The sequence below is a fragment of the Natrinema salinisoli genome (genome assembly GCF_020405205.1).
Taxonomy (GTDB): domain Archaea; phylum Halobacteriota; class Halobacteria; order Halobacteriales; family Natrialbaceae; genus Natrinema; species Natrinema salinisoli.
Genome location: NZ_CP084469.1, coordinates 3,476,806 through 3,502,944 on the forward strand (window position 1 = coordinate 3,476,806; position 26,139 = coordinate 3,502,944).

At 66.6% G+C, this 26,139-nt stretch carries 23 protein-coding genes, 1 tRNA gene and 1 other RNA gene; 19 read left to right on the top strand and 6 right to left on the bottom strand.

Annotated features, from left to right (window positions below; translation table 11 throughout):
- Window positions 1–101 precede the first annotated feature (101 nt).
- From nosZ to LDB05_RS17170, 6 genes are read left to right on the top strand one after another with little or no spacing between them, the layout of a single operon-like run.
- The gene (gene nosZ / locus LDB05_RS17145; protein ID WP_226005195.1) at window positions 102–2,024 is read left to right on the top strand and encodes a TAT-dependent nitrous-oxide reductase; all 1,923 of its coding nucleotides are present in this window, start codon (window positions 102–104) and stop codon (window positions 2,022–2,024) included.
- A 7-nt stretch (window positions 2,025–2,031) separates the two neighbouring features.
- Complete coding sequence (locus LDB05_RS17150) at window positions 2,032–2,913, top strand: hypothetical protein (RefSeq protein ID WP_226005196.1); 882 nt, start codon at window positions 2,032–2,034, stop codon at window positions 2,911–2,913.
- Window positions 2,910–4,289 (top strand): nitrous oxide reductase family maturation protein NosD, encoded by a 1,380-nt coding sequence (nosD, locus tag LDB05_RS17155; RefSeq protein ID WP_226005197.1) that lies wholly within the window; start codon window positions 2,910–2,912, stop codon window positions 4,287–4,289. Before LDB05_RS17150 ends, nosD begins: the two co-directional genes overlap by 4 nt.
- Entirely contained in the window at window positions 4,270–5,199 is a 930-nt protein-coding gene (locus LDB05_RS17160) for an ABC transporter ATP-binding protein (RefSeq protein WP_226005198.1), read from the top strand. The genes nosD and LDB05_RS17160 overlap by 20 nt, the downstream gene beginning before the upstream one ends.
- Entirely contained in the window at window positions 5,196–6,176 is a 981-nt protein-coding gene (locus LDB05_RS17165) for an ABC transporter permease (RefSeq protein ID WP_226005199.1), read from the top strand. The genes LDB05_RS17160 and LDB05_RS17165 overlap by 4 nt, the downstream gene beginning before the upstream one ends.
- On the top strand, window positions 6,173–6,739 hold the full coding sequence (locus tag LDB05_RS17170) for a nitrous oxide reductase accessory protein NosL (RefSeq protein WP_226005200.1): 567 nt from the start codon (window positions 6,173–6,175) through the stop codon (window positions 6,737–6,739). Before LDB05_RS17165 ends, LDB05_RS17170 begins: the two co-directional genes overlap by 4 nt.
- A gap of 86 nt (window positions 6,740–6,825) precedes the next feature.
- Here LDB05_RS17170 and LDB05_RS17175 read toward each other — a convergent pair whose 3' ends face one another.
- The 3 genes from LDB05_RS17175 to LDB05_RS17185 all read right to left on the bottom strand — a co-directional run bounded on the left by LDB05_RS17175 (window position 6,826) and on the right by LDB05_RS17185 (window position 8,055).
- On the bottom strand, window positions 6,826–6,990 hold the full coding sequence (locus LDB05_RS17175) for a hypothetical protein (protein WP_226005201.1): 165 nt from the start codon (window positions 6,988–6,990) through the stop codon (window positions 6,826–6,828).
- Between the two features lie 191 nt (window positions 6,991–7,181).
- A complete protein-coding gene (locus LDB05_RS17180) occupies window positions 7,182–7,346 on the bottom strand; it encodes a hypothetical protein (RefSeq protein ID WP_226005202.1) in 165 nt (54 codons plus the stop codon).
- Between the two features lie 136 nt (window positions 7,347–7,482).
- Window positions 7,483–8,055, bottom strand: a complete 573-nt coding sequence (locus tag LDB05_RS17185) for a cysteine hydrolase family protein (RefSeq protein ID WP_226005203.1) — start codon at window positions 8,053–8,055, stop codon at window positions 7,483–7,485.
- Window positions 8,056–8,373: 318 nt separating this feature from the next.
- On the opposite strand from LDB05_RS17185, the gene LDB05_RS17190 reads away from it, so the two are divergent.
- The 7 genes from LDB05_RS17190 to LDB05_RS17220 all read left to right on the top strand — a co-directional run bounded on the left by LDB05_RS17190 (window position 8,374) and on the right by LDB05_RS17220 (window position 17,722).
- The gene (locus LDB05_RS17190) at window positions 8,374–10,269 is read left to right on the top strand and encodes a glycoside hydrolase family 15 protein (RefSeq protein WP_226005204.1); all 1,896 of its coding nucleotides are present in this window, start codon (window positions 8,374–8,376) and stop codon (window positions 10,267–10,269) included.
- Window positions 10,270–10,281: 12 nt separating this feature from the next.
- Window positions 10,282–11,811, top strand: a complete 1,530-nt coding sequence (locus tag LDB05_RS17195) for a vitamin K epoxide reductase family protein (protein ID WP_226005205.1) — start codon at window positions 10,282–10,284, stop codon at window positions 11,809–11,811.
- Between the two features lie 2 nt (window positions 11,812–11,813).
- The gene (locus LDB05_RS17200; RefSeq protein ID WP_226005206.1) at window positions 11,814–12,833 is read left to right on the top strand and encodes an SDR family oxidoreductase; all 1,020 of its coding nucleotides are present in this window, start codon (window positions 11,814–11,816) and stop codon (window positions 12,831–12,833) included.
- 88 nt (window positions 12,834–12,921) lie between these two features.
- Window positions 12,922–14,658 carry an Hvo_1808 family surface protein gene (locus tag LDB05_RS17205; protein WP_226005207.1) on the top strand — a complete coding sequence of 579 codons (1,737 nt, stop codon included), beginning with the start codon at window positions 12,922–12,924 and terminating at the stop codon, window positions 14,656–14,658.
- A gap of 54 nt (window positions 14,659–14,712) precedes the next feature.
- Window positions 14,713–16,227 (top strand): Hvo_1808 family surface protein, encoded by a 1,515-nt coding sequence (locus LDB05_RS17210; protein ID WP_226005208.1) that lies wholly within the window; start codon window positions 14,713–14,715, stop codon window positions 16,225–16,227.
- Window positions 16,228–16,257: 30 nt separating this feature from the next.
- A complete protein-coding gene (locus tag LDB05_RS17215) occupies window positions 16,258–17,418 on the top strand; it encodes a nicotinate phosphoribosyltransferase (protein ID WP_226005209.1) in 1,161 nt (386 codons plus the stop codon).
- A gap of 25 nt (window positions 17,419–17,443) precedes the next feature.
- Entirely contained in the window at window positions 17,444–17,722 is a 279-nt protein-coding gene (locus LDB05_RS17220) for a hypothetical protein (protein WP_226005210.1), read from the top strand.
- A gap of 69 nt (window positions 17,723–17,791) precedes the next feature.
- On the opposite strand, the gene LDB05_RS17225 is transcribed toward LDB05_RS17220, so the two are convergent.
- Window positions 17,792–18,391 (bottom strand): TIGR00296 family protein, encoded by a 600-nt coding sequence (locus tag LDB05_RS17225; RefSeq protein ID WP_226005211.1) that lies wholly within the window; start codon window positions 18,389–18,391, stop codon window positions 17,792–17,794.
- Window positions 18,392–18,706: 315 nt separating this feature from the next.
- Between LDB05_RS17225 and rnpB the strand changes: the two genes are divergently transcribed.
- Window positions 18,707–19,083: RNase P RNA component (rnpB, locus tag LDB05_RS17230), an RNA gene on the top strand.
- A gap of 452 nt (window positions 19,084–19,535) precedes the next feature.
- Entirely contained in the window at window positions 19,536–20,366 is an 831-nt protein-coding gene (locus tag LDB05_RS17235; protein ID WP_226005212.1) for an MBL fold metallo-hydrolase, read from the top strand.
- 190 nt (window positions 20,367–20,556) lie between these two features.
- On the opposite strand, the gene LDB05_RS17240 is transcribed toward LDB05_RS17235, so the two are convergent.
- A tRNA-Arg gene (locus LDB05_RS17240) sits at window positions 20,557–20,629 on the bottom strand.
- A 184-nt stretch (window positions 20,630–20,813) separates the two neighbouring features.
- On the opposite strand from LDB05_RS17240, the gene LDB05_RS17245 reads away from it, so the two are divergent.
- The 4 genes from LDB05_RS17245 to LDB05_RS17260 all read left to right on the top strand — a co-directional run bounded on the left by LDB05_RS17245 (window position 20,814) and on the right by LDB05_RS17260 (window position 24,591).
- Window positions 20,814–21,290, top strand: a complete 477-nt coding sequence (locus tag LDB05_RS17245; RefSeq protein WP_226005213.1) for a hypothetical protein — start codon at window positions 20,814–20,816, stop codon at window positions 21,288–21,290.
- A gap of 270 nt (window positions 21,291–21,560) precedes the next feature.
- Window positions 21,561–23,057: a single-stranded DNA binding protein gene (locus LDB05_RS17250; protein WP_226005214.1), complete on the top strand. Its 1,497-nt coding sequence runs from the start codon at window positions 21,561–21,563 to the stop codon at window positions 23,055–23,057.
- Window positions 23,058–23,123: 66 nt separating this feature from the next.
- The gene (locus LDB05_RS17255; RefSeq protein ID WP_226005215.1) at window positions 23,124–23,555 is read left to right on the top strand and encodes a histone family protein; all 432 of its coding nucleotides are present in this window, start codon (window positions 23,124–23,126) and stop codon (window positions 23,553–23,555) included.
- 4 nt (window positions 23,556–23,559) lie between these two features.
- On the top strand, window positions 23,560–24,591 hold the full coding sequence (locus LDB05_RS17260; RefSeq protein ID WP_226005216.1) for a histone deacetylase family protein: 1,032 nt from the start codon (window positions 23,560–23,562) through the stop codon (window positions 24,589–24,591).
- A gap of 39 nt (window positions 24,592–24,630) precedes the next feature.
- Here LDB05_RS17260 and cca read toward each other — a convergent pair whose 3' ends face one another.
- Window positions 24,631–26,073: a CCA tRNA nucleotidyltransferase gene (gene cca, locus LDB05_RS17265; RefSeq protein ID WP_226005217.1), complete on the bottom strand. Its 1,443-nt coding sequence runs from the start codon at window positions 26,071–26,073 to the stop codon at window positions 24,631–24,633.
- Window positions 26,074–26,139: the final 66 nt, after the last annotated feature.

Genomic DNA, 26,139 nt, shown 5'->3' on the forward strand with positions numbered 1-26,139 from the left:
ACCGAGCGGGGCGGCAGGTCGGTATCTGCCGCCTCCGTACCACCGCGTTCCACCGGGTGCGCGGACGGAACCCGTGGCCTCGAGCCACACCCTGAACGACAATGACCCAACCCACCGACGCCGACGACAGACCCGCCGATACGAACCGTTCGACCGAATCCGCGATCGACGCCGGGAGCGATTCGGAGCGCGATCCGCTGTTCTCCCGGATCCCCAGACGGGACTTCGTGAAGGCCGGGGCAGCGACGGGCGCGATGGCCTCGCTGGCCGGCTGTACGGGGATGCTCGGCGGTGATGACGAATCGACGTCCCTGACGGACGTCAAGACCGACGTCGAGCCCGGCGAGCACGACGACTACTACGCGTTCCTCTCGGGCGGCCACACCGGCGAAATCCGCGTGTACGGCCTCCCGTCGATGCGACAGCTGATGCGCATTCCCGTGTTCCAGCCCGAGAGCGCCCGCGGCTACGGCTACGACGACCGCACGAGCGAGATGCTCGAGGACGCGGGCGGCTACTCGTGGGGTGACGCACACCACCCGCGCGTGAGTCAGACGGACAACGATTACGACGGCCGCTGGGCGTTCGTCAACGACAAGGCGAACGGTCGGATGGCCCGGATCAACCTGAAGTACTTCGAGACGGACGCGATCGTCGACATTCCGAACCAGCAGGGGACCCACGGTGCCTGTTGTCTGCTACCGGACACGAAGTACGTCTTCGGCGTCGGCGAGTTCCGCGTCCCGATGCCCAACGACGGGCGGGACCTCACCGATCCGGACAGCTACACCTCGACCATCGCCGCGATCAACCCCGAGACGATGAACGTCGAGTGGGAGGTGCTGGTCGACGGCAACATGGACAACGGCGACGGCGGCAAGGAAGGCCGGTGGTTCTTCGCGACCGGCTACAACAGCGAGCACGCCGTCACCGAGAGCGAGATGTCCTCGACGGACACTGACTGGCTGAAGGCCTTCGACGTGCCCGCCATCGAGGAGGCCGTCGAGGCCGGCGAGTACGAGGAGATCGGCGGCGTCCCGGTCGTCGACGGCACCCGAAACAGCTCGCTGAACGAGGGCGATCGTCCCATCGTCCGCTACATCGACGTCTCGAAGAGTCCCCACGGCGTCAGCGTCACGCCCGACGGGCAGTACGCGATCGCCAGCGGGAAACTCGACCCGACGGCGACCGTCGTCGACATCGAGACGCTCGCCGAGGCCGACGATCCCAACGAATCGATCGTCGGCCGCCCGCGACTCGGCATGGGGCCGCTTCACACCGCCTACGACGGCCGCGGCCACGCCTACACGACGCTGTTCATCGACTCGCAGGTCGTCAAGTGGGACATCGAGGCCGCCGTCGAGGCCAGCGAGGAGTCGACCGACCCGGTGATCGAGAAGATCGACGTCCACTACAACCCCGGCCACCTCATCGCCGCGGAGTCGTACACGGCCGACCCGCAGGGTGACTGGCTGATCTCGCTGAACAAGCTCTCGAAGGATCGGTTCCTGCCGGTCGGGCCGATGCACCCCGAGAACGACCAGCTGATCTACATCGGCGACGACGAGGAGGGGATGTCCCTCGTCAAGGACACGCCCTCCTACGCCGAGCCCCACGACGCCTCGATCGTCAGCGCGGACAAGATCGACCCCGCGAAAGTCTACGACCCCGAGGACTACGACGAGGAGTTCGTCGATACCGAGGACGTCGATATCTCCCGCGAGGACGGTCGCGTCCACGTGAAGATGTACTCGACCCGCAACCAGTTCGGCTTCGAGGAGGTCACCGTCACGGAGGGCGACGAGGTGACGATGACCGTCACCAACATCGAACAGACCGCCGACATCCTCCACTCGCTGGCGATCCCCGAGCACGACATCAACATCAAGCTCGCACCACAGGAGACGCGCGAAGTGACGTTCACCGCCGACGAGCCGGGCGTCTACTGGATGTACTGTGCGTTCTTCTGTAGCGCACTCCACCTCGAGATGCGCTCGCGACTGATCGTCGAACCCGCGGAGTGATCTCACGATGACCCGATCCCGCCTCACGCGGTTGCTCGAGTGCAGACGGCTCCTCCCGCTCGTCGCAGCCGTGCTGTTCGTGCTCGCCCTGCGCGTTCCGGTGTGGCGGATCACGCTGACGGCACCGCAGTACGTCGACGCGCTCGTCGTGGAGCTCTACGCCCACCCCCGGATCGGCGGGGACTGGCAGGAGGTCAGGGGGCTCAACAAGTACGTCGGGTTCTACTACCCGGATCCGGTGTACGCCGAGCCCAATTACGAGCCCCACGAGAAGGCGATCGACGTCCCCGAGTGGGTGCTCGGTCCGGTCGTGTTCCTCGGGATGGGCGCGGCCTCGGCGGTCGTTTCGCTCCTCCCGAGTCGACGGATCTCGCGCGGGTTGAGCGCGCTGTTTGCCAGCTCGATCGCGATCTTCGGTGCGATGGGTGCCATCATCCAGTACCGGCTCTACCAGGCCGGTCACTCGCTGGACCCCGACGCGCCGCTCAACGGCGTCGACGGCTTTACGCCGCCGCTGCTGGGATCTTACGAGGTCGCGAACATCAGCGGCACCGCCTGGTTCGGTCCCGGCGGCTACATGCTGGTCGGTGCGGTCGCCCTGCTGGGTGTCGCCGTCGTCTTCCGAGACTCGACGGCCACGGTCGGCGATCTGCCCGGACTCCTTCGAAACGGGTGGGAGCGGGGGCGAAATCGGATTCGCCGTCGCGACAGCGACGACGGAAGCCGCCAGCGAACTCGAGACGACGGATCGGACCCGGCCGTCGAAACGACTGACGAATCGACCACCGTCGGCGAACCAGCCGACGAACCGACCCCCACCGGCGAACCGACCGACGAACCGACTGTGAGCGACCGTTCGCGACCGTCGCCGGAGGGTGATCCCCGATGAGGGACGGTACCTTCGCCGTCGCCGCCGCGGTGGTCCTCGTGTGTTCGCTCGCGGGGGCGGCCGTCGCCGCGACGAGCGGATCGGCCGAGTCCGAGAGCGTCGACGGCTGGCGGGCGGACGTGCCGGCCGTCCACGACGTCGACGAACCGCAATCCGACGGCGTCGCGACCGTCGACGACAGGGAGTTCGACTCGGTACAGGCGGCGGTCGACGCCGCCGACCCGGGTGACACCGTTCGCCTCGAGGGGCGGTTCGACGAACGGGTCGTCGTCGACACGCGAGACGTGACGATCGCGGCCGTCGAACGCGACGGTGCGGTGATCGACGGCGGCGGGGAGGGGACGGTCGTCGAGATTCAGGCCGAGAACGTCACCCTCGAGAACGTCTGGATCCGTAACTCCGGCCTCGAGCGAGCGGACACCGACAGCGGCGTCGTGGTCAACGGCTCGAACGCGACGCTGTCGGCGCTCCGACTGACCGAGATCCAGTTCGGCGTCTGGATCGGGAGCGTCGACGACGTGACCGTCGAGGACTCCATCGTCGCCGGCCGCGAGGACGTGCCGCTGGCCGAGCGGGGTAACGGCATCCACCTCTGGGAAGCGACGGACGCCGAGGTGCGAAACAACTCCGTGACGACCGTCCGCGACGGGATCTACTACCAGTGGGCCGAGGGAATCGTCGCCGAGGGCAACACGATGTGGGACATGCGCTACGGCGTCCACTACATGTACTCGGACGACAACCGCCTCGAGGACAACGTCGCCTTCGACAACGACGTCGGCTTCGCGCTGATGGTCTCGAAGCGGCTGACGCTGCTGAACAACACTGCCGTGAACAACGACGGCACGAGCGGTCACGGCATCCTACTCAAAGACGTCGAGGACAGCGAGGTAATCGGCAACGACCTCGTCGGCAACGGCAACGGGCTGTACGTCCACAACTCCCAGGACAACCGCCTCGCGTCGAACCTCGTCCTCGCGAACGACGTGGGCGTCCACATTACCGGCGGCAGCAGCGGCGAGACCGTCTCGGGCAACAGTTTCATCCGGAACGGCGAAGCGGCGTTCGCGGAGACGAAGTCACAGACCAGCTGGAACGGTACCGACCGGGGCAACTACTGGTCGGCGGCCCGCGTCGCCGACCTCGACGAGGACGGGATCAGCGAGAACCGCCACCGACCCGCCGGCACCGTCGAGCGGCTGGTCCACGAGAAGCCGCAGGCGGCCGTCTTCGCCCAGAGCCCGGCCTTCGACGCGGTCAAACTGGCGGAGAGCTCGTTCCCCGTCCTCGAGACGCCGGGGATCGTCGACCACCGACCGCTGGCCGACTCGCCCCACGAACACTGGAGGTCCTACTATGAGAATCACGATAACTGACGTTCACAAACGGTACGGCGACGTCGTCGCCCTCGACGGGCCTTCCTTCGAGGTTCCCTCGGGGTCGACGTTCGGCGTCCTCGGCACGAACGGTGCGGGAAAGACGACGCTGTTCAAACTCCTCGTCGGCCACGACAGCCCCGACGCGGGACGGATCGAGGTCGGCGGGCTCGACGTCGAAACCGCGGGTCACCGGGTCCGCGAGCGTGTCGGGTACATGCCCGAACACAGCGGCTTCCCGTCGAGGATGACCGGTCGAGAAGTGCTCGACGTCCACGCCCGTCTCCGCGGGCTCGCGGACCGCCGCGAACGGATCGCGGAGTGTCTCGAGCTCGTCGGCCTCCCCGACGCCGCCGACCGCGCGGTCTCGGGCTACTCCAACGGGATGGCCCGACGGCTCGGTCTCGCGTCCGTCCTGCTCTCCCGCCCGCCCGTGCTCGTCCTCGACGAGCCGACCGCGGGGCTGGACCCCCGCGGCGTGGCGGCGTTTCACCGGATCGTCGAGCGGATCGACCGCGACACCGAGGCCACGGTCGTCGTCTCCTCGCACGTCCTGAGCGAAATCGAACGCCTCTGCGAGGACGTCGCCATCCTGCAGGACGGCCGACTGCGCGCGACCGGTTCCATCGACGACCTGCGTCAGGGGGTCGACGATCGCGTGACCGTCGTCTGTCAGCCCGCCGACGACCGCGCCGCCCTGCTCGAGGCCGTTCAGGGACGGGGCGACGTCACCGACACCGGCGACACGATCGAGATCACCTGCGAGCGCCAGGCCGCATTCGACCTCGTCGCCGCGCTCGGCGAGCGGCGGGACCTCGTCGACGGCTTCGAGGTCCGCGAACCGGGCCTCGAGGCGGCGTTCCACGAGGCGCTCGCGGACGATACCGAACCCGAGGAGGTGCCGGCATGACGCCCGATCGCCGACGGGACGACCGCGATGGAGACCAGACGGCTGGAACCGCTCCCGACGCCGAGCCGGAATCTCGCAAATCGAACTCCGCGGAGCCGAACCCCGCGGAACCGAAACCGGACGGTGGCTACGAGACTGCCGTGGGCGTGGCTCACGGCGGAGAGTCCGGCTCGACCGCCGGCCAACTGTTCGTCGTCGCGGAGACGGAGTACCGACTCGCGGTACGGAGCCGCTGGGCGATCGCACTCACCGCGATCTTCGCCGTCTTCGCCCTCGGAATGGCGACGTTCAGCGGCGCGGACGCGAGTCCCGCCGGCTTCGACCGGATCGTCGCGAGCCTGGCGGCCCTCGTCGTCTACCTCGTGCCGCTGGTCGCGCTCGCGTTCAGCTACGACGCCATCGTCGGCCGCGAGGAGAGCGGCTGGCTCCAGACGTTGTTCTCGCTGCCCGTCTCGCGGTCGTGGGTCGTCCTCGGCACCGCCGCCGGCCGCGCGACCGTCCTCGCGAGCGCGACGATCATCGGCTTCGGGATCGCCGGCCTCCTGCTCCTGCGCGAGTACGGGTTCGGCGGCTTCGAGGCGTACGTCGGCTTCCTGCTCGCCGCGGTCGGCCTCGGGCTGGTCTTCCTCGCGATCGGCGTCTTGCTGTCGACGCTGGCTCGCGAGAAGACCCACGCGCTCGGCGTCGCGCTCCTCGCGTGGGCCTGGTTCGTCCTCGTCCACGATCTGCTCGCGCTGGGCGTGATCGGGGCGTTTTCGCTGCCCGACGCGGCCGTCTCCGCGATGGTCCTGGCCAATCCGACCGGCGTCTTCCGGGCGCTCGTCCTCGGGGCGCTGGGCGCGGGCGGCGACGCCGGATTCGCCGCCGTCCTCGCCGAGGCGGGGCTGTCGACGGGGTCGCTGACCGCCGCCCTCGTCGCCTGGATCGTCGTCCCGATCGCGCTCGCGGCTCTCGCCGTCAACCGACGACGACTATGACGGGGCGACGGCCGGATCGAACGTCGACCCCCCGCCGGCAGATCCTGATCGGGACGGCGGCGCTCGCAAGCGCGGGTCTCGCCGGCTGTCTCGCCGACGCCGGCGAGGCGGAACCCGCCGAACCGATCGCCCTCACCGACGGCCGGACGTGTGACGTCTGCGGGATGACGATCGCCGATCACTACGGCCCCGCCGGACAGATATTTTACGCGGACGACAAGCCCGAGGTGCGGGACGGCCCGGCCTATTTCGACAGCGTCGCGGAACTGCTGAACTACCGCGACCGACGCGATGCGCGCGGCTGGACGGTACGTGCCACCTTCGTCACCGACTACTCGAGCGTCGACTACGAACTAAACGAGCGCGACGGCAGCCGCCGGATCTCGACGCACGCCGACGTCGCGGCCTTCGCGGACGCGACGGACTGTTACTACGTCGTCGACAGCGGGGTCCGCGGGGCGATGGGCGACGAGTACCTCCCCTTTTCCGACTACGAGGAAGCCACTGCGTTCGTCGACGACCACGGCGGAACGGTTAGTCAGTGGCATCATCTCGTGGAGTAGGCCGGACGGGCAGTCGACGTAGCCTCGAGGTGGTCGGAACACGTCGGTCAGCTTGCGGACCGCTGACTCGAATCGTCCGCCCGGTCTCAGGTGTCGGTCGAGAGCTTCCGAAGCCGGACGACGCAGAACACCGTTAGGACCGCGAACGCGACGGCGAGCAGGGTTTCGCCCACCGAGTAAAAGTACCAAAGCGCGTAGGCGCTTCCGCCCATTCCGATCAGGTACACCGGCCGAAGCTGTCGGTCGTTCATTCGATCGTTCCCTCTGGTTCCGGGCTGGGTCGCAGCCGATTCGTCGCCGCCGTCCGTCCGGTTCGGATCCCGCTCATACCCGTTCGTCGGCCGGACGACGGTAAACGGTGTCCACTCGAAACTCGACTCGTCGTCGCAGTCGGCCGCCCGCCACTCGTGTCGGTCCGTGAGCGAGCGTCTCCGATGGCGTCCTAGGTATCCGCGGACAGCATTCGAAGGCGCACGACGAGATAGACCGCCACGAACGCGAACGCGCCGGCGTAGAGCCACGTTCCGTTCGTGACCGCGTACGCGAACGCGACCGCGTTGAGCGCGATTCCCACCAGGTACACCGGTCGCAGCCGCCGTTTGTTCATTCGCCGCCACCGTCCGTCGCGGGCTCGAGGCGCGGTTCGGTCGTCGATTCCGTGCGGCGTGACTGCAGTGGTTCCATACCGATTCGTTGGACCGGACGGCTTGAAAAAGCGAAGGTCCCGACGCGTCGTCGCCGGTTCACGCGAACTCGATCTCAGAACTCGGTTCGACCTCGCCGAACAGCCACGCGGCGTGATCGAGCGCGTACTCGTGGTGTTCGTCCTCGATCGCACCGATGCAGTCTTCGACCATGATCGGTCGAAAGTCCCGCAGGCCCGCGCTGCCGCCGGTGTGGAGCACGCAGACGTTCGCGAGGGTGCCACAGATCACCAGATCGTCGATCCCGCGCGCGTTCAGCCACCCCTCGAGTTCCGTGTTGTGGAAGGCGTCGTAGGTGTGTTTCTCGACGACGTTGTCGGCGGCTTCGACGGGGAGCTCGTCGACGATCTCGGCTTCCCACGAGCCCTCGAGGACGTGCTCGCCCCACTGCTCGAATTCGTCGTAGTAGTGGGCGTCCTCGAACTGTTCCGGCGGGTGGACGTCGCGGGTGAAGAGCAGGCGCGCGCCGGCGTCGCGGGCACGGTCGACGAGATCCGCGATCGGCTCGATGACGTCCTCGCTGCCCGGTGCGTACAGCGAGCCCTCGGGATGACAGAACCCGTTTTGCATGTCGACGACCACCACTGCCGTGTTCGCTGGCTCGAGGTGCATGTCTACGCGGTGATACGCCCGGGACCGTAAAAACGTTCGCGGCGGGCCGGCGAGGGATGGTTTCTCCATCGGCGTCGGACGGGGGTCGGCGTCTCCGTACGGCAGCGGCGATTTCCGGCTCCGCAGCGAGGGCGACGAACCGGTGTCGGACGTCCAATCGGCGGACGACTGACCGAGTGAGCCGCCGTGACGGACGTCGTCCGCGCCCCGCCCTTTCGTGTGACTGCCGAACGGAAATGCGGATGCGGCGATAACCGGTGATCCGTCTGACCGGTCGCGAGCTATCCGGCCGAGCTGACAACGAGACCGCCCCTGTCCATGCAGTACAACCCAATCGAGGAGTACGGCGCGATCGGTGACGGGAACACGGTCGCCCTCGTCGGTCACGACGGCTCGATCGACTGGTGTCCGTTCCCGCACGTCGAGTCGCCGAGCGTCTTCGCCGCGGTGCTCGATGCCGACCGCGGCGGCCGCTTTTCCGTCCGGCCAACGCAGTCGTTCGAGTCCGTCCAGCGGTACCGCGACGGGACCAACGTCCTCGAGACGGCGTTCCGAACCGCCGGCGGGAGCGCGACGGTCACGGACTTCATGCCCGTCACCGAGGCGACCGGGGCCGACGCCTCGCCGCCCGCGATCTACCGGAAACTGGACTGCGAGGACGGCTCGATCGAACTCGAGGTGCAGTTCGACCCCCGCTTCGACTACGCGCGGGACGTGCCAGACGTCGAATCGACCGCCGACGGCGTCGTCGCGACCGGTGACGACGACCGCGTCGTCCTCTCGAGCGACGTGCCGCTCGAGCCGTCGCCCGACGGCGAGGGAGCGAGCGGGGCGGTGACGATCGAGGCCGGCGAGACGCGTTGGCTGGTCCTCGGCTACGGCGATGCGGTCCCCCTCGAGCCGTCACAGCACCGGGAGACGCTCGCGGCCGTCGTCGACTACTGGCGGGCGTGGATCCACGACTGCGACGAGGCGGACTGCCCGCTCGGTGACCGATGGCACGACCTCGCAGTCCGGTCGTCGCTCGTTCTCAAGCTCCTCATTCACCGAGAGACGGGCGCGGTGTGTGCGGCCCCGACGACGTCGCTGCCCGAAGATATCGGGGGTGTGCGCAACTGGGACTACCGGTTCAACTGGATCCGCGACGCCGCGTTCACGGTCCGGGCGCTGTCCGAACTGGACCATCTCGCGGAGGCCAGTTCCTACTTCGAGCTGTGTCTGGACCACTGTCGCCGACACGATCCCGGGGCAGTGTCGCCCGTCTATAACCTCCACGGCGAGACGGTCCCCGAGGAGCGGGTCCTCGATCACCTCGAGGGCTACCGGGGATCGGCACCCGTTCGCGTCGGGAACGCGGCCCAGAACCAGCACCAGCTCGACGTCTACGGCGAGCTGATCCTCGCGATCTACGAGAGCATCCGCTACGGCGAGGCGGTGACCGCCGAGGACTGGGCGGTCATGAGCGACCTCATCGACTACGTCTGCGAGGGGTGGAACGAGCCCGACGCCGGCATCTGGGAGGTCCGCAGCGACCCCGAACGGTTCGTCTACTCGGCGGTCATGTGCTGGACGGCGCTCGATCGGGGAATCAGGATCGCCGAGGCGGCCGACGGCGTCGATGCGCCCCTCGAGCGCTGGCGTGCCTGTCGCGAGGACGTTCGGGAAGCGATCCTCGAGCGAGGGTTCAGTGCGGAGACGAACAGCTTCGTGCGGGCGTTCGGCGACGACGACACGCTGGACGCCGCCAACCTGCTCGTCCCGGTCGTCGGCTTCCTCCCCCCGGACGACGATCGCGTGCTGGGCACGATCGACGCGACGATCGATCGGCTGGCGACCGACGACGGTCTCGTCCGGCGATACGAAGGAGACGACGGCCTTCCCGGGACCGACAATCCGTTCGTCGTCACCGGCTTCTGGCTCGTCACCGCGCTCGCGCTCGCCGGTCGGACCGACGAGGCGACCGACCGCTTCGAGTCCGTCCTCGAGTACGCCAGCCCGCTCGGCCTGCTGGCCGAGGCGGTCGACGAGGAAACCGGCGAGCAACGCGGAAACTTCCCGCAGGCGTACAGCCACATCGGCCTGCTCAACGGCGCGCTCTCGCTGGCCCACGCGGGCGGCTCGAGCGCCGGATCGCTGCCGATCGGGCGCGACGAATCGCTCGACGACGCCGTCTCGAGCGGGGAGATCGTCCGGCAATCGACCGACGACGAGTGAGAGTGAGAGATCATGAACGACGACAGCGATCACGACTCGAACGGGGAATCGACCGCCGTGACGACCGACGCTCGAAAGCGACGCTCGAGGGGTGACGACGGCGAGCGACGCCGAGACGGCGGCGGTCGGCACGGTGACACCGGCGGCGGTCAGAACGGCGATACCGGGAACGGAGCGGATGACGACGGCGACTCGATGCGGCCGGGCGACATGATGCTCGCTCACCCGACGGAGGAGATATGGCCCCAGTACGCCGTTATCTCGCTCGGTATCTGGCTCGTCGCGAGCACGCCGGCGCTGGACTACGGGAGCGCGCTGATGATCTGGAACGGCGTCGTCAGCGGGCTCGTTCTCGTCGCGCTCGCCGGCCTGACGATCTACCGCGAGAGCGGTTACGCCAACTACGCCAACGGGTTCGTCGGCCTGTGGGTGCTGTTCTCGCCGATCGCCTTCTGGGCGCCGTCGGCGGCGGCGTACGCCAACCACGCGCTCGTTGGTACCATGGTGATCACGTTCTCGGTGCTGATCGTGATGCGCTCCGAGATGGACGGCCCGACCGTCCCGCCGGGCTGGTCGTACAACCCCTCGACGGGTGCACAGCGCGCGCCGCTGATCGCGCTCGGGATATTCGGCTTCTTCGCCTCGTGGTACATGGCCGCCTTCCAGTTGGGGTACATCGAGAGCGTCTGGGATCCGCTGTACGACCCCGGGACCGAGGCGATACTGACGTCGCAGGTCTCGGAGGCGTTCCCGGTCTCCGACGCCGGCCTCGGCGCGGTGGCCTACTCGGTCGAGGCCCTGATGGGATTCATGGGCGACCGACGACGGTGGCGCACGATGCCGTGGATGGTCGCCTTCTTCGGCGTCGTCGTGATCCCGCTCGGCTTCGCCCAGGTGCTGCTGGTCATCACCCAGCCGATCATGGTCGGGACGTGGTGTACCCTCTGTCTCCTGTCGGCCTTCGGCATGCTCTGGATGATTTCGCTGACGGTGGACGAGGTCGTCGCGATGGGGCAGTTCGTCGTCCGACTGATGCGTCAGGGCGACAGCCTCTGGACCGCCTTCTGGATGGGCGGGACGATCCCCGAGGACGAAGCCGGCGTCGACGAGACGGCGACGCGCCCGATCGGCGACTCGCCGATCGGCGAGCCGTTCTGGGGCGTCTCGATCCCGTGGACCCTGCTCGGTGCGATGGGGCTCGGCGTCTGGCTCATGCTCTCGCCGACCCTCTTCGGGACGACGGGACTCATGGCCGACAGCAGCCACCTGGTCGGCTCGCTGGTCGTTTCGTTTACGGTGATCGCGACCGCCGAACCCGCCCGCGCCATCCGGTTCTGTAACGTCCCGCTCGCCGCGTGGATCATCGTCGCTCCGTGGCTGTTCGCCGGGGTTCCGACGATCGCCGCGATCAACGCCGCCGTCGCCGGCGCGCTCGTCGTGATCCTCAGCGTCCCGCGCGGCCCGATCGCGGACCGCTACGGCGGCTGGGAGCGCTACGCGACCCTCGAGACGGTCGACCGATTGAACCCGCTCAGCAGCTAACCATGTCCGAATCCACAGACTCCGAAGTCGTCGTCGTCACGGGCGCATCCGCCGGCGTCGGGCGAGCAACCGCTCGCGCCTTCGCCGAACGCGGCGCGAAGATCGGCCTCCTCGCGCGCGGCGAAGACGGTCTCGAGGCCGCACGCGAGGACGTCGAAGCGGCCGGCGGCGAGGCGGTGGTCGTCCCGACCGACGTCGCCGATCCCGACGCGGTCGAGGCCGCCGCCGAAACCGTCGAGGACGCGTTCGGTCCGATCGACGTCTGGGTGAACAACGCGATGGTATCCGTCTTCTCGCGGGCCGCGGAGATGACCGCCGACGACTACCGCCGGGTCACCGAGGTCACCTATCTGGGCTACGTCTACGGCACGCAGGCTGCGCTCGAGCGAATGCGCCCTCGCGACGAGGGGACGGTCGTCCAGGTCGGCTCGGCGCTGGCCTACCGCGGTATTCCGCTTCAGTCGGCCTACTGTGGCGCGAAACACGCGATACAGGGCTTCACCGAGTCCGTCAGGACGGAACTCATCCACGACGGCTGCGACGTGCAGCTCTCGATGGTGCAGATGCCCGCGATGAACACCCCGCAGTTCGAGTGGACGAAACGTCGATTACCCCGGAAACCACAACCCGTCCCGCCGATCTACCAGCCGGAGGTCGCCGCTCGAGCGATCCGCTGGACCGTCGACCACGGCAGAGACGAGTTGTGGGTCGGGCGGTCGACGGTGACGGCGATTCTCGGGAACCGCCTGATCCCTCGGCGACTCGACGACTATCTCGCGCGCGGCGGCTACGACTCTCAGCAGACCGACGAACCGGTCGATCCCGACCGAGATCACAACCTGTACGAGCCGGTCACCGGCGACTTCGGCGCACACGGCCCGTTCGACGACCGAGCGCGCGAGCGGAGCTACCAGCTCTGGACGTCGATGCACCGGCGCGCGCTCGCTGCGCTCGCCGGATTCGCGGCGGCCGTCGGCGGCGTGATTCTCGGTCGCCGTCTCGCCTCGAACGACGCGAACTGACCGCCCCGTCGCTCGCTTCGGGCGGCCCGAACGGCGTAACCGTCGTGCTTTTTGGACTCCCGTCCGTACGGGCGGCTATCGCATCTAAATGAGATTCGCGCGAGTCCGTTCGTCCGGTATCGGCTCTTTCCTCGCGGTGGCGCTCGCCGTGGTACTCGTGATCGGTGGCCTCGCCGGTCCGGCAGCTGCGACCGCTGCCGAGGGCCCGACGCCGTCCACCGACGCGCCCGTCACTTCGACTCACGCCCTCGCCGCGACGGACGCCTCGAGCGACGCGGGCCCGTCCGCGTCCGTTCAGGACGACCGCCCCGAGAACCCCTCGACCGAGGACACCGTCGGCTACGTCGAGGGCTACTGGTACGACGACGAGCTGGCCGTCGACGATCAGTCCGACGCGGTCGTCGACGAGGAGGACCTCGATCCAGTCGTCTACCGGGCGATGGCCCGCGTCGAACGGATCCGAAACGTGACCTTCGAGGAGGCGGTCAGCGTCGACGTCATCTCCCGCGAGGAGTATCGGGAGACCAACGGCGACCGCTTTACGAACATCACGTCTGCGAACCGCCTCGAGCAGAACGTCGGCTACGAAGCGCTGTTCATGGTCGACCGGGACACCGCAGCGATCGACGCGACCGAGACGCTGTACGGCGGTGCCGTCGAGGGATACTACGATCCCGCGACCGACGAGATCGTCATCGTCTCCGAGAACCCCCAGACGCCCGAGTTGAACGAACTGACGCTCGGGCACGAACTCGTCCACGCGCTGCAAGATCAGCGGTTCAATCTGTCGGCGCTCGAGGGAGCGACGCAGGACGAATCGCTCGCGATCGACGGCCTGGTCGAGGGCGACGCGGGGCGGGTCGAACGCGAGTACGAGCGGCGGTGTGGGACCGACTGGTCCTGTCTCACTCCCAGCGACGGCGAGCAGTCTCAGTCGCTCGACGTCAACTGGGGCATCTACTTCACCGTCTATCAGCCCTACAGCGACGGTCCCGACTACGTCGACTACCTGCGCCAGCAGGGCGAGGGCTGGTCGGCGGTCGACGCAGCATACGACGACCCGCCCCGGACCTCGTCGGCCGTGATCCACCCCGGGTCCGAGCGCGAACCGGCCGACGTCTCGGTCCCCGACCGGTCGAGTGACGACTGGCGACAGCTACGGGTCGATGGCGAGGTCGGGAGCGATACCGTCGGCGAAGCGGGCATGGTCGGGATGTTCGCCGCCGATGCGCTCGCGGAGGACCGCGACTCGGTGATCGAAGCCACCGACCTCTATCAGAGTGGGACGACGGGGTACAACTACAACCACTCGTACACGAACGGGTGGGCCGGCGACGAACTGGTGATCTATACGAACGACGACGCCAATGCGACGAGCGATCCGGCCGAGGCGGCCGGCCACGCCGGCTACGTCTGGCGAACGCAGTGGCAGTCCGGAACGGACACCCGGCAGTTCATCGACGGCTACCTCCAGCTGCTCGAGAATCATGACGCCGAGTCCGTCGACGGTCGCCAGGATACCTACGTGATCGACGACGGCGGCTATTCGGGCGCGTACTATCTCGACCGGACCGGCGAGACGCTGACGATCGTCCGTGCGCCCTCGGTCGACGAGCTGTCGAACGTCGAAGCCGGCGCCGCACCCGAGGGCGAGGATACGCTCGAGACCGGCGAGGTGGGCGACACCGGCGGCAGTATCGACACCATCCCCGGATTCGGTCCGACCGCCGCAGTGAGTGCGATCGCGATCGTACTGTTCGGGGCGGGAAGCCGGATCGTCGTCGGCCGCCGTCGGACGCCCAGCGAGCGCCGTGACCGCGACTGATCACCGACGGGACCGATCGACGCCCATTTTACCGTCTCGTCGAACAGTGACTCAATGAGGCTCAGACTGGTCGCCGTTCTCGTGCTGGTCGTCCTCTCGGGCTGTGCGCTTCCCGGCAACCCGGGCGCGTTCGACACCGACCGGGAACTCGGGTCCGTGGGCGACTATTCCCACGACGACGTCTTCGACTTCGATACCAGCGACGGCCTCACCGAGGCCCAACTCGAGGCCGTCAAATACCGCTCGATGGCCCGAATCGAGGTGGTTCGCGGGCTGAAGTACGAACGCGACGTCGACCTCGAGGTGATGAACCGATCCGAGTATCGCGCCCAGCGAGCGGCCGGCACCGAGAACGCGTCGGCGTTCAGGAACGAAGTCTGGCGGAGCGCGTTCGTGGTCGACGGCGAGACGGACGTCAATCGCGCGTTCGACGACCTCTACGGGGATTCCGTGCAGGGCTACTACGTGAACGACCGGATCGTCATTATCGCCGACGATACCCAGAATATCAGAATCAACCGCCGAACGCTGGTCCACGAACTGACCCACGCGCTGCAGGATCAGCACTTCGGCATCGGCCGCGAGAGCGAAACCATCGACGGGCTGCGAGCCGAAAACGGGCTCCTCGAAGGCGAGGCTGCGTACGTTCCGACCCGGTACGATCGCCGCTGTGGCGACGACTGGCAGTGTCTGCCGGACCGTCACTTCTCGACGGCCTCGGGAGAGGCGCTCGCCGAACGCCCGTTCAACGTCGGTCTCTTCCTCTCCATCTACGTCCCCTACGCCGAGGGACCGACGTTCGTCGCCGACCTCCACGACCGCGGCGGCTGGGACGCTATCGATCGCGCTCACGCCAATCCGCCCCGGAGCACCACACAGCTCCTCCACCCCGATCGCTATCCCGATACCGAGCCGGTCGCCGTCGATATCGCGGACCGCTCGAGCGACGAGTGGCAGCCGATAACGGATCGCTCCGGCGACGGTGACAGCACCGATGGCGAGCCCAAGACGGAGACGATCGGCGAGGCGACGCTGTTCGCGACGCTCTGGGCCAACGGGGTGATCGAGCGCCCGCTCACCGAGGGCGCTTCCGGGTACTCTCAGTACAACTACTCGCATCCCGCGACCGAGGGCTGGGCCGGCGATAGCGTTCGGGTTTACCAGCACACGAACGACTCCAACCGAACTGGCCACGTCTGGCGACTCTCCTGGGAGAGCCCGGGGGACGCGACGGAATTCGCCGACGCGTACCGCCGGCTGCTCACGAACCGCGGCGCTGACTCCGTCGAAACCGCTGGCGATGGGATCTACCGCATTCCCGATGGCGACCCCTTCGCCGGCGCGTACCGCGTCTCCGTCACCGGCGAGACGGTCGAGATCGTCGGCGCGCCGACCGTCGACGACCTCGAGGGGATCCACGCCACCAAGCCGGCCGTGAACCGTTCGCTCGAGCCCGCGCCGGCACTCCGGCCGACAGTCACCCGCGCTCAGACGGCCCCCGCCTCCTCGACTGCAGCGACGTCGATTGAGGCACCGCCGTCGACGCCGCGTTCGCCGGCAGACGGGTAGCTTTTTTGCCTCCCACGGGAAACCGACGATATGTCAAATCCGTTTGGAACCGTCCCGCCGGAAGCGATTCTCGAGGGGGACGCCACCGACGCCTACTTCGAGCGCACGCGGGCCACGCTCGAGCACGCGGGCAAGAACCCCCACGTCGTCGCCGAAGTGACCGCCGACCAGTTTCCGACCGGGGAGTCCGAGGTTTTCACCGGTGTGAAAGACGTCGCAACGCTGTTCGAGGGTCGGTCCGTGGACGTCGACGCGCTCCCCGACGGACAGCTGTTCGACGGCGGTCCCGTCTGCCGGATCGAGGGCCCCTACCTCGAGTTCGCCGAACTCGAAACGTCGCTGCTGGGCTTCCTGTCGCAACCGAGCGGGTTCGCGACGGCCGCACTCGAGGCCAGATTCGCAGCCCCCGACTCGCTCGTGCTCTCCTTCGGCGCGCGTCACGTCCACCCCTCGATCGCGTCGACGGTCGAACGCGCGTCGCTGCTCGCCGGTCTCGACGGGTTCTCTCACGTGGCGGCGGGCGAGATCCTGGGCCGAGCGGCCGGCGGCACGATGCCCCACGCGCTCATGTTCTGTTTCGGCGAGGGCAACCAGGCGGAGGCCTGGACGGCGTTCGACGAGGCCGTCGGCGAGGACGTTCCTCGAATCGCGCTGACGGACACGTTCTGGGACGAGAAGAGCGAGAGCCTGTTGGCGGCCGAAACGCTCGGTGACGATCTCGACGGAGTCCGGCTGGACACGACCGGCTCGCGACGGGGCGATTTCCGACACATCGTCCGCGAAGTCTGCTGGGAACTCGACGCCCGCGGCCACGAGGACGTCGACATCTTCTGCAGCGGCGGCCTCGAGCCCGCGTCGATCCGCAACCTGCGCGACGTTGCCGACGGGTTCGGCGTCGGCAGTCACATCACCGGGGCCGACTCGGTGGACTTCAGCCTCGACATCGTGGAAATAGACGGCGAGCCGATCTCCAAGCGGGGCAAGCTCTCCGGCGTCAAAAACGTTTACCGGACGCCCGACGGCGGCCACCACGTCGCTCTGGCCGACCGCGAGGGACCGGACGAGGGAACGGCGCTGCTCGAGCCCCTGATTCGCGACGGCGACATCGTTCGTGAATTCGATCTGGATGGAGCGACCGAGCGGTGTCTCGCGGATGCTAAGGCGGTCGGATTCGATAGATCAACAAAATAATTTATTTCGGGATCGATGACCGGGTATGAACTCGTCCGACCGGCCGACTCCCACGCATAATCAGATCGCGACCGAGTTGACCGCGGAACTCAGTGCCATCCTGTTCGTGACGCTCGTCCTATCCGCCCCGATCGTGCTTTTCGCCTTCGACGTCGGCCCGATCGCCCTCCTCGGCGCCGGACTCGTGATCGTTCTGGCGCTCTGGTTCACGATCCGTGCCGTCTTGGCCGCGCTGGACGATTTACTCGAGGCGAAACTCGAAGCGATCGACTGGACGGAACAATCCGACAGCGACCGACCGTAGCGCCATCGGCCCGAAGAGGAGACACGCTCTCGAGCGTTCGGCGAAATTCCGCAGCAGAAACGGACGACGTTAGACTTCTTCGATACTGCCGTCGGCCTCGCGCTCCCTGAAAACCTGTCCCTCGAACAGCGTGACGACGACGTCGTCGTCCTGCCAGGCACCCGGCGCGAGCTTCGCCTTTCGGCACGTCCGATCGAGATACTCGCGTGCGCTCCAGTCGTTCTGGACCGGCACTGTCGGGTAGAGCCAGCCGCCCTCGCCGCCGTCGATGGCGACGCCGTGGGTTCCGAGCTCGAGGTCCGCCAGCGGGTCGTCCGTCAGGAGGACGTTCTTGACGGTACAGACCGAGACGGTGAGGTTCGGTAGCTCCGAGGGGCTGACCTCCGAGCCACAGGAGTCCTCGCTCGCGGCTTCGATCGCCGCGTCGACGATGACGTGGCCGAGCTGGTCGCCCGAGCGATAGCCGCCCGCACAGCCCCGCAGGCTCCCCCGGCCGCGGGTCGACTCGAGGCGGACGAACGCGCCGGTCCGTTCGTAGAAGGCCTCGCGCATGCTACCCGGTTGTTCTCGTTGCCCGTGTTGTACGTAAGACTCGACGGACTCGCGCGCGAGTTCGACCGCGCGAGCACCGTCTTCGTAGGAAAGGTCGACGCCCTGTCGCTGGGACATACAGATGGACAAGGGATTAGTCGTCCTAAAACGCTTCCATTCCTCTCGAGACTATGTTACGACACTGAATTGAAATAAATTCCTGAATTTCGGTCGCGGGAACTGTCGGACGGATCGACGTTCGAACGAGCGACGAGGGCTGGCGTTGCAGAACCAGTCTCCGACGACCGGGGAACTTATTCGCTAGAGGTTCCTATCAGGACTGGGAGAGAGAGCCTGGCTGCCGCGATGGTTCCTCCGGCAACGGTGGAACCACCACCTATCGTGACCCGTCTCTTCGGGACGCTTCACGGCCCCAACGTTGCCCGTCCCCCTGGGACGCGCAACGCTCGCGAGGAAAGTCCCCCCACCTGTTCGGGCAGGTGACCGGACGCAAGTCCGGAGCGGGAGACCGCTGGCTCTGGAACAGAAACGACACGTCTCGGCCCGACCGATGATGCGTGCGAACCCGACCGAGAGGAAGGGGAGTTGACCCGCAGAGGGCGTGCGGTCGACGACGCATGGTTCGAACCCATGGATCACGTTCGACGTGATCGACCGCACACAGACGGCCGAGGAGCGATGGAACGGCGAATCCCCACCGGTGCAAGTCCGTGCCGTGGTAGCCCGAACACCCCGCGGCGTCGCCGCGGACGGCGCGGACGCTCAGCCGAATGCCGGGACGAACAGAAGGGGGCTTACTCCTCTCACCCAGTTTCGAATCCTCGAGTGACGACGCCGTTCGACGTCCTCGGACTGCTCTCTTCCGAGACTAGCCAGTCAGAATAGCCGGTTATGAGGTCGCTCGATTCCGTTGGCAAGCCACATGTCCCTCCCATCCGTTAGTCCGTCCACCGACCCTATCGGCGGTATTTTTTATGAGGTGGCTTAGTATTTTCAAAGGCACCTGCCAAGCGTGTAGCGTTCGCTCTTCGCTCGAATTTCCGGCGCTACTTCGAGGATGGTCGGCGTGACAGTTACGATTGTTATATTCTCAACGTGTTGAGTTCAGAATTGAAGTGAAAACAGCAATCAATTATGTTTCCGTCTCTATAATCGTGCTCTCGAACGACCGATCGCCCCGTGGACACTGTTCCACGGACGACCGACGCACTGCACCGAACCGTTCCGATACTCCTCGTCGCAACTGCCGTCCCGAAAACAGATGGTGACAGTTACGATTCTGGCCGATAATACGGTCGCGACCGGGATTCCGAAAGGGCTTCGCGGCGAGTGGGGGTTCGCGGCGGCAGTCGGAGACGTGTTGCTCGACACTGGCCAATCCTCGAGCGCACTCGACAACGCTCGTCGCCTCGGCGTCACCACTGACTTCGACGATATCGTATTGAGCCACGCTCACTACGACCACACGATGGGCCTCGACGCGTTCCTCGACCCGTCCGACAAGCCGACCGTGTACTGCCATCCCGACATCTGGAGCGAGCGATTCATTCGAGAACCGGCGGACGGGAGGACGCTCGAGGATCCGATCCACATCGGAATCCCCTACACGCGGGCCGAAGTCGACACCGGAGCCGATGTCGTCGAACACCGCGACCCCGTCGAGGTACGCGACGGGGTCTTCGCCCTCGGTGAAATCCCCCGGGACCACGCCGATAATCCCGTCCATCTCCGCAGGCAGGACGGCGAACTGGTCGACGATCCGGTCACGGACGATCAAGCCGTCGCCGTCCGAACGACCGACGGCACGGCGCTCGTCCTCGGGTGCTGTCACGCGGGGCTTCGAAACACCGTCGAGTACGCCGAGACGGTCACGGGGACGGCGGTTCGCTATGTCATCGGCGGCACTCATCTCGTCGCCAAGGAGGAGCCGGAAATCCACGACATTGCGGACTGGCTAGACGGCAAACTCGAGCTATTCGCCGGGACGCATTGCACCGGCTTCGAGGCAGAGAAAATCCTCTCGGACCGTCTTCCGGATGCGTTCCGCTCCGTCGGCGTCGGGAGTGCTATCGACCTTCCGGCGACAGCTTAACGCGCCACGCTTCACTCGCGGTTTGGTGTCGACAGAAACGTCCTGACGGAGTCTCACGCGAACCGGGCGGGACCGGAGGTCCCGCTGGAAACCGGCGGCTTCGCCGCCGGTGACGCAGTGAGCGTGAGGCACGTCAGGACCGAACGACGAAGCGAGTGCTGAGCAACGTGAAGCACTCGTAAGGAGTGAGCGTCCTGACGGAGATTTGAACTCCGGTCCCTGGCTCCGCAAGCCAAGAGGATAGTCCACTACCCTATCAGGACTCATCTCTTCATACCCCGGTGAACATTAAAGCCCTTTCGAAAGGCTCCCGTCGCCGCCTCGGGGTTTCGTGCCGCTCCGTCGACGTTTTCGGCACTTCGAGTACCGTATCTTCCACCCGAGTCGCCTCCTCCCGCCCGCCGAAACGATAGGAACGGATTTAGCAGCCGAGTACCGAGACGACGTATGCGACGACGGGGACTTCTCGAGCGGCTGGGTGCCGGTACCGGGGCGATTACGATGGGGACCGTCGCGGGCTGTCTACAGGCTCGAGAGGGTGAATCGGATTCGGAAACCGAAGAACCGGGAACGGTCGTCGGGCAACGAGTCGCCTCCGAGAGCGTCTGTGCCGAGGGATCAGAGGCCGATCAGGACGCGCTCGTCACGATTACTGCGGCCGGCGTCGAACTCTCCGGGTCGATCGAATCTCCGACGCCGTGTTACGATGCGGCGCTCTCGACCATCGAGTTCGTCTCTGCGAGCGAACTCGCCGTGACCGTGGGCCTCGAGGCGCAGGGCGGCGTCTGTCGAGACTGCCTCGGTCGGGTCGATTACACGGCGACGATCGAGATCGAGGGGACGATTCCCGAGACCGTCACGGTGACGCACGACGCTGCTGACGGCGAAACGGAGATCGAGAACGCGACCGCCGGGAGCGACTGACCGCGGCGACGCGGATCGAGCCATGCTCGAGTCGGCCGTCCGTCCGATTTTCGTGCCGTGATTTATATAGGATCACGAGGGCAGAGCGTGGTATGACTCCCCGCTCGAGGACGGCTGGCGTGTGCGCTCGACCGACGGTCTCTGTCGGATCGGCCCCGGACGATTTCCGCGATTCTCGCTTCGTGGGTCCCGTTCACGTCGAACGCGGTACGACACCGGGACACCGAATGGATAACGCTTATGCGCGGGCTACCCATGCACGAGCATAGAATGAGCGACATCGAGGGCGTATATGAGGACCTCGAGGCCGACGTTTCTCTCGAGGAGTTTCGCGAGGCCGTCGAGGCGAAAGTCGAGCAGATGGGTGGACTCGCGGACGAGGAGACGGCGGCGATGCTCGTCGCTCACGAAGTCGGCGAGAGCGAAGTCGGCGGTATCGCCGACATCGAACCCGGAATGGAGGAGGCGAAGTTCGTCGCCAAGGTCCTCTCGATCGGCGAGAAACGGACATTCGAACGCGACGGCGAGGACGAGGACGGACAGGTCGTCAACGTCGAGGTAGCGGACGAGACCGGCTCCGTCCGAGCGGCCTTCTGGGACGATCACGCGGAAGCCGCGATCGAAGAGCTCGAAGAGGGACAGGTCCTGCGAATCAAGGGCCGACCCAAGGAGGGCTTCAGCGGCGTCGAGATCAGCGTCGACAACGTCGAACCCGATCCGGACACCGAGATCGACGTCCAGATCTCCGACACGTACACCGTCGAGGACCTCTCGCTCGGCCTCTCGAACGTCAATCTCGTCGGGCTGCTCCTGGACACCGACAGCGTGCGTACCTTCGACCGGGACGACGGCTCCGAGGGGAAAGTCTCGAACCTCGTTCTGGGCGATTCGACGGGTCGCATCCGGGTCACGCTCTGGGACGAGCAGGCCGACCTCGCGACGGAACTCGAGGCCGGCACGACTGTCGAGGTGATCGACGGCTACGTCAAGGAACGCGACGGGAGCCTCGAACTCCACGTCGGCAACCGCGGGGCGGTCGAGGAAGTCGACGAAGACGTCGAGTACGTCCCCGAGAGTACGCCGATCGACGACCTCGAGATCGACCAGATGGTCGACATCGCGGGCGTCGTCCGCTCGGCCGATCCGAAACGAACCTTCGACCGGGACGACGGCTCCGAGGGACAGGTTCGAAACATCCGCGTGCAGGACGCGACCGGCGATATCCGCGTCGCCCTCTGGGGCGACAAAGCCGACATCGACGTGGGCCCGGGCGACGAAGTTGCACTCGGCGACGTCGAGATCCAGGACGGCTGGCAGGACGACCTCGAAGCCTCCGCGGGCTGGCAGTCGACGATCGCGGTCCTCGAGTCGGACTCGGCCGGCTCCGGCGGTGGCGAAACCGATACCGACGCTTCGAGCGACGAAAACGCCGGTCTGTCGGCCTTCGCCGGTGACGACGGATCGGACGAGGAGACGGCGGCGGACGGGACCGGTTCGACTCACTCGAGTGACGCGTCCGGTACAGCTACCGAAGCCACGACCGAGCAGGACGATACCGACGGTACCGATACCGAATCGGACGACCCCTCGGATGGAGAGGAACTCGAGTTCACCGGCGTCGTCGTGCAGGCGGGAGATCCGATCGTTCTCGACGACGGCGAGACGACGATGAGCGTCACGACCGACGTCGACGTCGGGCTCGGCGAGGAGGTAACCGCCCGAGGGATCGTCCGTGACGGACGCCTCGAGGCAAACGACGTGTTCTGACGCCGCGAGCAACCTCATCGGCCACCTAGGAAAAGCGTTAAGGGAGTTAGCTTCGCCTATCATGATATGAACGTCGAACTCCCGTTCGCCCCGGTGGATACGATCATCCGGCGGAACGCGGGCGACCTTCGGGTGAGTGCTGACGCGTCGAAGCAACTCGCAACGCGGATTCAGGAACACGGGAGCGACCTCGCAATCGACGCGGCCGAGGAGGCGACGACGGACGGCCGCAAGACGCTGATGGCCCAGGATTTCGGCGTCGAGCGGGTCGTCGACAAGGACGACCTCGAGCTACCGGTCGCCCCGGTCGACCGAATCGCCAGACTCGAAATCGACGACCGCTATCGCGTCTCGATGGACGCCCGCGTCGCACTGGCCGATATTCTCGAAGACTACGCGGACAACGTCGCCCGGGCGGCCGCGATTCTCGCGCACCACGCCGACCGGCGGACCATCACCGACGACGACATCGAGACGTACTTCTCGTTGTTCGAGTAAGCAGATGCAGTTCGGCTACAGCGAGCTCTGTCTCGCACACGATCCCGGTTCGCGCCACCCAGAGTCGCCGGACCGGCTACGCGCGATCCGGGAGCGACTGAAGAAGAAACACGGCGTCGAGTACGTCGAGGCCGACGCCTGCGACCTCGACACGATGGCGGCCGTCCACGAACGGGACTATCTCGAGTCCGTCCGGGAATTCTGCGCCGACGGCGGCGGCAGCTGGGACCCCGACACGACCGCCGTCGAAGAAACGTGGGAGGCGGCCGGTCGGAGCGCCGGGCTCGCCTGCTGGGCCGCCGAAGCGGCTCTCGAGGGTGCGACGGGTCGGAATACGCCCTTCTCGATCGGTCGCCCGCCGGGACATCACGCCGTCTACGACAACGCGATGGGGTTTTGTTTCGTCAACAACGTCGCCGTTGCTGCCCAACACGCGCTCGATCACGACGAGTACGACGTCGACCGGGTCGCGATCATCGACTGGGACGTCCACCACGGTAACGGTACGCAGGATATCTTCTACGACCGCGGCGACGTCTTTTTCGTCTCGCTTCACGAGCAAGGGCTCTATCCCGGAACCGGCGACGTCGACGAAACCGGCGAGGGGGAGGGTAAAGGGACGACGATGAACATTCCGATGCCGGCCGGAACCGACGACCGCGAGTATCTGGCCGCTTTCGATGGGCCGATCGCCACCGCACTCACCGAGTACGATCCGGATCTGCTGTTGATCAGCGCCGGCTTCGACGCCCACCGCCACGACCCGATCTCGCGTATTCGACTCTCGACGGAGGCCTACGCCCTGATGAGCGACCGGGTCCGGTCGCTCGCCGAAGACACCGACGCCGCGCTGGCGTTCGTCCTCGAAGGCGGCTACGGACTGGACGTGCTCGCCGACAGCGTCGCGCTCGTCCACGAAACGTTCGACGGCCGCGAGCCGATCGAACCCGACGACGAGCCGGACGAGAACGTCGAATCGGCGCTCGAGGACGTCTGCGAGGCACACGATCTCGATTTGGACGTCGACGAGCTGTAGCGCGAGTCGAATCAGCTGAGCCGTCCTCCCCGATCGAATTCAGGGGTGGGGCTCGAAGTATGCTGCAAGGTCCGTTCCGAACTCCTCGAGGAGCCCGGTAACGTCCTCATCGACCAGTACCTCGTACCCGTCCTCGAGCGCTGTCTCGACGTGAGCGCCGAGTCCAACGTCGAAGAGCCGATCGCTCTCGAGGAACTCGCGAGCGGTAGTGAACTCCCGCTCGCGCTCGGTGACGTAGCGGTTCGCTTCGATGAACGGACCGTAGGCAGCCGGATCGTCCGCGTAGGTGTCGTAGAATCCGACGGCGTGGTCGCGAACGTGGACCGGCGGTCCCTGGTGGCGCTCGACGGCGGGACGCTCGCTGACGGCGAGTTCCGCGAAGACGACGGCGGTGTCGTCTGCGATCGCCGTCGCCCGGAAGACATCGAATCCGCGGTCGTCCAGCCCCTGCGTGATTCCGTCGAGAGACTTCTGGAGTTGCGGATAGAGCTGATCCTCGACGAGGTCGGGCGCTTCGAATCGGATCGCCACGGGAGTCGTCCCTCGGCCGTCGAGATGTTCACGGAGTTCTGATTCGGCCAACGGCTCCGGCTCGTCGGACTCGAAGCGGTCGAGTTGTGGCGCCTCGAGGAGTTCGCGGGCGTAGTGTTGGAACCGGGCGACGTTCGCCGCCGAGCAGACGGCGGCGACGTTGCGTTCCGGGTCGGTGGGATCGATGACGATCAGCGGATCGTCGAACGGGAGGTCGGCGTCGCCGACCGCTGCATCCCGAGACGAGTTCGCCGTCTCGCTCGCATACCCGTGATCCTCGGGATCGAGGATGACCGGTGGATGCCAATCGGCCGCGGCCTCGATCAGCGACCGGAAGCCACCGTACTCACAGACGAGCAGCTCCGTGAGGTAGCCGCTGAACCCACGGGTTCGGAGATCGCTCCCGTAGGCCCCGATCCCCTTCAGGAACTGTTTCGTAACGCGGACGTCTCCGGCGAGGTCGTCGTTCAGTCGCTCTCGAAGGTACTGCGTATGGAACGGCGTCCGATCGACGGCCGAGCGAATCTCGGTGGCCGACTCGAGCCGAAAACAAGGGACGACGTCGATGTCGAATCCGTCGATTTCTCCTTTCACGTAGGGGTGTTCGGCGTATTCTTCGTGCCCGTCCGGGAGGGTCGCATGGCCGACTGCGAGGCCGTACTCCTCCAGAGTCTCCCGGTCGAGTTCCGGCGGGAACCGAACGAAAATGTCGATATCCCGGTCGCCGCTGATCCAGGTGTTGCGGGCGGTCGACCCGACCTGCAACACGTCAGCGCCGGCACACCGCTCCGTCGCCGCGGCTTCGGCACGGTCCATGAGCCGATCGGCCACCTCGCGGAGCCGTGCGCGTTCGTCCGCTTTCGGATCGACGCGGTCTCGAACCTCGGCGACGACTCGCTCGAGGTCGCGATTCCCGTCTCGATCGTCGGACTCGTCGTCCTCCTCGCTCATTGGGTGAGCGTACTCGAGCGGTGCGTGAAAGAGTATCGAACCCGATGCAGGCAAAACGAAAGCCCT

Coding starts and splice junctions, on each gene's coding strand:
- cca (WP_226005217.1), bottom strand. CDS start 26,073: ATGAGCGAGGAGGACGACGAGTCCGACGATCGAGACGGGAATCGCGAC.
- LDB05_RS17150 (WP_226005196.1), top strand. CDS start 2,032: ATGACCCGATCCCGCCTCACGCGGTTGCTCGAGTGCAGACGGCTCCTC.
- LDB05_RS17215 (WP_226005209.1), top strand. CDS start 16,258: ATGTCAAATCCGTTTGGAACCGTCCCGCCGGAAGCGATTCTCGAGGGG.
- nosZ (WP_226005195.1), top strand. CDS start 102: ATGACCCAACCCACCGACGCCGACGACAGACCCGCCGATACGAACCGT.
- LDB05_RS17175 (WP_226005201.1), bottom strand. CDS start 6,990: ATGAACGACCGACAGCTTCGGCCGGTGTACCTGATCGGAATGGGCGGA.
- LDB05_RS17235 (WP_226005212.1), top strand. CDS start 19,536: ATGGTGACAGTTACGATTCTGGCCGATAATACGGTCGCGACCGGGATT.
- LDB05_RS17200 (WP_226005206.1), top strand. CDS start 11,814: ATGTCCGAATCCACAGACTCCGAAGTCGTCGTCGTCACGGGCGCATCC.
- LDB05_RS17165 (WP_226005199.1), top strand. CDS start 5,196: ATGACGCCCGATCGCCGACGGGACGACCGCGATGGAGACCAGACGGCT.
- LDB05_RS17180 (WP_226005202.1), bottom strand. CDS start 7,346: ATGAACAAACGGCGGCTGCGACCGGTGTACCTGGTGGGAATCGCGCTC.
- LDB05_RS17220 (WP_226005210.1), top strand. CDS start 17,444: ATGAACTCGTCCGACCGGCCGACTCCCACGCATAATCAGATCGCGACC.
- LDB05_RS17210 (WP_226005208.1), top strand. CDS start 14,713: ATGAGGCTCAGACTGGTCGCCGTTCTCGTGCTGGTCGTCCTCTCGGGC.
- LDB05_RS17190 (WP_226005204.1), top strand. CDS start 8,374: ATGCAGTACAACCCAATCGAGGAGTACGGCGCGATCGGTGACGGGAAC.
- LDB05_RS17195 (WP_226005205.1), top strand. CDS start 10,282: ATGAACGACGACAGCGATCACGACTCGAACGGGGAATCGACCGCCGTG.
- LDB05_RS17205 (WP_226005207.1), top strand. CDS start 12,922: ATGAGATTCGCGCGAGTCCGTTCGTCCGGTATCGGCTCTTTCCTCGCG.
- LDB05_RS17185 (WP_226005203.1), bottom strand. CDS start 8,055: ATGCACCTCGAGCCAGCGAACACGGCAGTGGTGGTCGTCGACATGCAA.
- LDB05_RS17225 (WP_226005211.1), bottom strand. CDS start 18,391: ATGTCCCAGCGACAGGGCGTCGACCTTTCCTACGAAGACGGTGCTCGC.
- LDB05_RS17160 (WP_226005198.1), top strand. CDS start 4,270: ATGAGAATCACGATAACTGACGTTCACAAACGGTACGGCGACGTCGTC.
- LDB05_RS17255 (WP_226005215.1), top strand. CDS start 23,124: ATGAACGTCGAACTCCCGTTCGCCCCGGTGGATACGATCATCCGGCGG.
- LDB05_RS17260 (WP_226005216.1), top strand. CDS start 23,560: ATGCAGTTCGGCTACAGCGAGCTCTGTCTCGCACACGATCCCGGTTCG.
- LDB05_RS17170 (WP_226005200.1), top strand. CDS start 6,173: ATGACGGGGCGACGGCCGGATCGAACGTCGACCCCCCGCCGGCAGATC.
- LDB05_RS17245 (WP_226005213.1), top strand. CDS start 20,814: ATGCGACGACGGGGACTTCTCGAGCGGCTGGGTGCCGGTACCGGGGCG.
- nosD (WP_226005197.1), top strand. CDS start 2,910: ATGAGGGACGGTACCTTCGCCGTCGCCGCCGCGGTGGTCCTCGTGTGT.
- LDB05_RS17250 (WP_226005214.1), top strand. CDS start 21,561: ATGAGCGACATCGAGGGCGTATATGAGGACCTCGAGGCCGACGTTTCT.